Source organism: Caballeronia sp., from assembly GCF_049581465.1.
Lineage (GTDB): Bacteria > Pseudomonadota > Gammaproteobacteria > Burkholderiales > Burkholderiaceae > Caballeronia.
Genome location: NZ_JBAUSA010001284.1, coordinates 1 through 4,638, shown reverse-complemented (window position 1 = coordinate 4,638; position 4,638 = coordinate 1). Strand labels below are relative to the sequence as shown.

At 60.6% G+C, this 4,638-nt stretch carries 6 protein-coding genes; 5 read left to right on the top strand and 1 reads right to left on the bottom strand.

Annotation, left to right across the window (positions count from 1 at the left end; all coding sequences use genetic code 11):
* A partial coding sequence (locus WCA53_RS31195; protein WP_423920663.1) for a PAS domain-containing protein occupies positions 1–373 on the bottom strand: 373 nt, incomplete at its 3' end.
* A gap of 488 nt (positions 374–861) precedes the next feature.
* Between WCA53_RS31195 and WCA53_RS31190 the strand changes: the two genes are divergently transcribed.
* The 5 genes from WCA53_RS31190 to WCA53_RS31170 all read left to right on the top strand — a co-directional run.
* Complete coding sequence (locus WCA53_RS31190) at positions 862–2,169, top strand: EAL and HDOD domain-containing protein (protein WP_423920660.1); 1,308 nt, start codon at positions 862–864, stop codon at positions 2,167–2,169.
* Between the two features lie 54 nt (positions 2,170–2,223).
* The gene (locus WCA53_RS31185; protein WP_423920655.1) at positions 2,224–2,787 is read left to right on the top strand and encodes a peroxiredoxin; all 564 of its coding nucleotides are present in this window, start codon (positions 2,224–2,226) and stop codon (positions 2,785–2,787) included.
* Positions 2,788–2,790: 3 nt separating this feature from the next.
* A complete protein-coding gene (locus WCA53_RS31180; protein WP_423920650.1) occupies positions 2,791–3,258 on the top strand; it encodes a hypothetical protein in 468 nt (155 codons plus the stop codon).
* A 494-nt stretch (positions 3,259–3,752) separates the two neighbouring features.
* Positions 3,753–4,073, top strand: a complete 321-nt coding sequence (gene sugE / locus WCA53_RS31175) for a quaternary ammonium compound efflux SMR transporter SugE (protein WP_423920647.1) — start codon at positions 3,753–3,755, stop codon at positions 4,071–4,073.
* 298 nt (positions 4,074–4,371) lie between these two features.
* Positions 4,372–4,638 (top strand): DUF4126 domain-containing protein (locus WCA53_RS31170; RefSeq protein WP_423920644.1); only part of this gene is annotated, 267 nt, incomplete at its 3' end.

The window sequence follows — 4,638 nt, the reverse complement described above, 5'->3', positions numbered from 1 at the left end:
GCGCGTGGGTAGCTTGGATGCGCAACTCGACGAACAGCGGATCGGTGAGCGATTTGTAGAGATGCAGCGTCGCGCTTTCGGGCTTGCCGCTCGTCAGCGCGCGGGCGAAGAGCGCATCGAGTTCATCGGTTTCGTTTGCCGGAACCAGTTCGTGCAGGGTCAGCGAGCTCAGGTACTCGCGGTGATAGCCGAGGAATTGGATCCCCGCCTCGGAGACATAGCGAAACCTGAGCGACGCATCCACTTGCGCCAGGAAATCGACCGCGGCGAGCGTCGCTTCGTGAGGTCCGCCGTCGGCGTCGTTGGCCGGGGCGTTAGCGTCAGCGGCGAGCACGGTCTGCACGATCGACGCCGTGACGGCGGCGGCCTGCACGTTCCTCGAGCGGGTGAGCCATGAATTGAAGCGCTGGGCGCGGGACCGTTTCACTTGCATGTTTCAGTTGATGACCTGTCTGATTGCGCGCCATATGAAGCCGCCGGCGACATCGACGCAATAAAGCCTGAGCCGCTTGCCCCCCGCCGGACTGTTAGTCGGACGTGTTATCTGCAAGTTAACGGTTGTGTCGGGAAATTCTTTAGAGGAATGGCCGGATGGCCGTAAGCCTTGACGGAACAGGGTTTCAGGGAATGTGGCGATACCGGGATTTAAGGTACAGTGCGACAAGATCTCTCGCTTTTCGTAACCGCCAGCATGTTTTTAAGGCGCCTTCTCCTCATGCTGGCCTTCGCCTTCTTTTTGCCCACCGCCGATGCCATCCTTGTCGCCGATTGACACGACCGCGCCGTTTCGAAGCCCTGTGCCCGGCCCCGCCCGAGCGACGCGTGTTCACGCGGCGTTCAAGCTGCCCGGTAATCCGTCGCATGCCGCGCGTTAAACGCGATCCGGGCCACGCCGCCCATGCCAGCTCCGGCGCGCGCAGCCATCGCGAGCCGGAAAGCGTCTTCCTGGGCCGCCAGCCGATCCTCGATCGAAACAGCGCCTTGCACGCCTATGAATTGCTGTTTCGCGACAGCCCCGAGAATCGCGCGCTGATCTTCGACGACGTGCAGGCGACAGCGCACGTGGTCGCGCGCACGGTCGGCGAGATCGGCTTGTCGGCGGTGCTGGGGGACTATCGCGGCTTTGTGAACATGAATCGGGATTTGCTGTTCGACGATATCGTCCACATCATGCCGCCCGATCGTTTCGTGCTGGAAATCCTGGAGACCGTGACCTTCGACTCCCAGGTCTTCAAGCGATGCGACCAGTTGCGCGCGGCCGGCTTCCAGTTTGCGCTCGACGACGTCGTGCGCCTGACCAAGCCGCTAGAGGAAGCGTTGCCTTACGTGGACTATGTGAAGGTGGATTTTGTCGCGGCCGACCGCGCGCATTTGCCCGAACTCGCAGCAACGCTCAAGCGCCACGGCAAGACATTATTGGCGGAAAAAATCGAAACGCACCAGGACTTTGCCTTTGCGCGCAAGCTAGGCTTCGATCTGTTCCAGGGCTATTACTTCGCGCGTCCACAGGTGCTCACCACGCGCCGCACGAACCCCTCGCGAAACGCGTTACTGCGGCTTCTTGGCGTACTGTCCGGCGAACCGGATATCACGGAGCTCGAAGCCGAACTCAAGCGCAATCCGAACGTCGTCGTGCAGTTGCTGCGGCTTGCCAATTCGAGCGCGTTCGGTTTGAACCGGCCGGTGTCGTCGCTGCGCGAGGCGATCTCGGCGACGGGCACGCGCCAGATTTCGCGCTGGACGCAATTGCTGCTTTACGCGGACGGCCGTCATTTGCCCTGGCGCTCCGACCCGCTGGTCCAGCTCGTCGGCACGCGCGCACGCTTCATGGAACTGGCCGCGCGTACCATGCGTCCATTCAGCGAATCATTCGCCGACGCCGCCTTCATGACCGGCATTTTTTCGCTCGTGCATGTCGTGGTGGATCTGCCGCCGGTCGAGATCATGAAACTACTGAATCTATCGGAGCCGATTTGCGATGCGATCGTCACGGGCAGCGGCGCACTCGGCGCGCTTTTGCGCGTGTCGCAGGCAGCCGAACGCGGTGACGCGCTCGAGATTGATTCGAGCATAGGTTCCGACGAACAATTCAAGGTGCTGACGCCCGCCGTGCTGGCGCGGCTTCAGTGCGAGGCGGCTGAGTGGTTCGGCGCGCATCGGCTTGAGTAGGTGCGTGGGTGCATTATTGATGGCGTGTCGGATCATGAGACAAAAGGGGTCGATATGAAGCAAAAATTTGCAGGCCGGATGCTGGCGGCGGTTCTCGGTGCGGGCCTCGCCGTGTATGCGCTGGTCGCCTATGCGACCCTCAAGCCCGGCGATCACGCGCCACTCTTTGACGCGCAGGCATCGCTGGGCGGTAATGCCTATCAGTATTCACTGGCCGATCAGCTCAAGAAGGGGCCGGTCGTCCTATATTTCTATCCGGCGGCGTTCACCAAGGGCTGCACGATCGAGGCGCACGAATTTGCCGACGCCGTCGATGACTACAAGGCGCTGGGCGCAACCGTGATCGGCGTATCGCACGACAATATCGACACGTTGAAGAAGTTTTCGGTCAGCGAATGCCGAAGCAAATTTCCGGTCGCCGCCGACCCTGACGCGAAAATCATCAAGCAGTACGACGCGTCGATGCCGCTCGTCAACTCGATGGCTAACCGCGTCTCGTACGTGATCGCGCCCGACGGCACGGTGATCTACGAATACACGAGCCTCTCCCCCGATCAGCACGTGGCGAACACGCTCCAGGCGCTGCGCGACTGGACCGCCAAGCACAAAACCCAATAGCCCATGCCGATTGTCCTCGCGCTCGTCGCTCTGGTCGCCGTGATTTACGGCGCGTTCTGGTCGTTTCACGCGATCTCGGCGGCGTTCGGCGTGGGGGTTGCGATCGGCGCGGCCGTGATTGCGGTCGCGGTCGTGGTGGGTATCGGCGTGTACTTCTGGCGGCGCTGGAAGGAGACCGCGCCCAATATCCACGACGGCGGCTGGACCCACGAACTCAAACGCGACTGGGGCGGCGTGCGGCTTGCGGCGCAGAAGCGGCTCTGCGAAGTTCGGGTTGGCGATCGACGCGGATCGTACATCTTCGCCGACCTGCGCGCGGCGCGATTCGAGAGCGCGGCCGGCGGTGCGTGGCAAGTGGCGCTCGACGTCAAGGACGCGAAAAACGCCCAGTGGCTCCTGCCGATGCAGGACCGGCGCGAGGCGCACAAATGGGGACGCATATTGCAAAAGGCCGTCGATCAGAAGCTCTGAACGACGGCGCTTGCGGTTCAGGGGTGAGGTCCACACGAGCAGGCCCGTGAGCACGGGCACAGGCGCAAATACGAGGCTATCGGGGCATCGAGCTCCAGGAAAGTTCCGTCGAAGAAATGTCGAGTGTGTGAGGTGTTTTAGTGGTTTCGCGATTCTTCCGGCTCGATGCAAGGACATTTTGCCGCAACGATCCGGGTGATTCGCTGCGCGCCAGTCCAGCCTAGACCCGCTTCTTGAACATTGATGGGTTTATTTGATGAATGCCGACTGGATGGCTTTTTGTCCGATTTTTAAGCCGATAGCTCGGATTACTCGGATTAATCCGGATGCGCTCGCCGGGTTATTCAAAGGTCAATTGAGTAAATCAATGGCGAATACTTGCCTTCTCCGCCGAAAACGCCCTTTGTTATAATTGCGCCCGGCTTATCGCTCGCGTGGACGACCGCGCGATCGTCAAATCATTGGGGACGGCCCCGTTCTTCAAGGGAGTTTCCATGTCGTGGTTCCTATTGTTTATTGCCGGCTTGCTCGAAGTCGCCTGGGCTGCCGGGCTCAAGACATCCGAAGGTTTTACCCGGCTTTGGCCATCCGTGTTCACGATCGTGACCTCAGTGGGTAGCTTCGTCCTGCTCGCGCTCGCAATGCGCCAATTGCCGTTAGGCACTGCTTATGCGGTATGGACGGGTATCGGCGCAGTGGGCGCATTCATTTTCGGAATCGTCATCATGGGCGAGGCGGTTACGATTGCGCGTATCGCAAGCGTCTCATTGATCGTAATCGGGATGGTTGGATTGAAATTGTCGTCGGGGCATTGATCGAGCAATTAAAGCCGTCATCAATCCGGTCGTTAAGGTGCTAAAGACGGCGCTTTGAATGGCAACGCCCCGGCGGAATGCGATGCGTCGAACGCATCATTGATGCGCATGCTGCAAGGCTTGCGCTTGCGTGGCTATAATCACTTGGCGGGATGTGGAAATAGCTATATAGGGTTCGAGCAGGCTGGCCACGCCGGGCGTTCCTACCGTATCTGGCCCGGACAGGAAGCCAGGTCGTGCCGCAGCGGAATTGTCCGATGTGTCCGGCCCGGCATGAGCAGTACGCAAGGAGGCGGCTATGCTTGAAGTACTTTCGCTGGCAGCAGGTCTTTCGTGGGCCAGCGGGCTGCGCCTATACCTGACGGTGTTCCTTGCCGGATTATTTCAGAACATGGGCCTCGCCCATCTTCCGGGCACCCTCGCCGTGCTGGGTTCGCCGTGGGTGATCGGGGTGGCGGCGGCGCTCGCCGTAGTCGAATTTTTCGCCGATAAAATCCCCGCGTTCGATTCCCTCTGGGACGCCATTCATACTTTCATTCGCATTCCGGCCGGCGCAGTGCTGGCG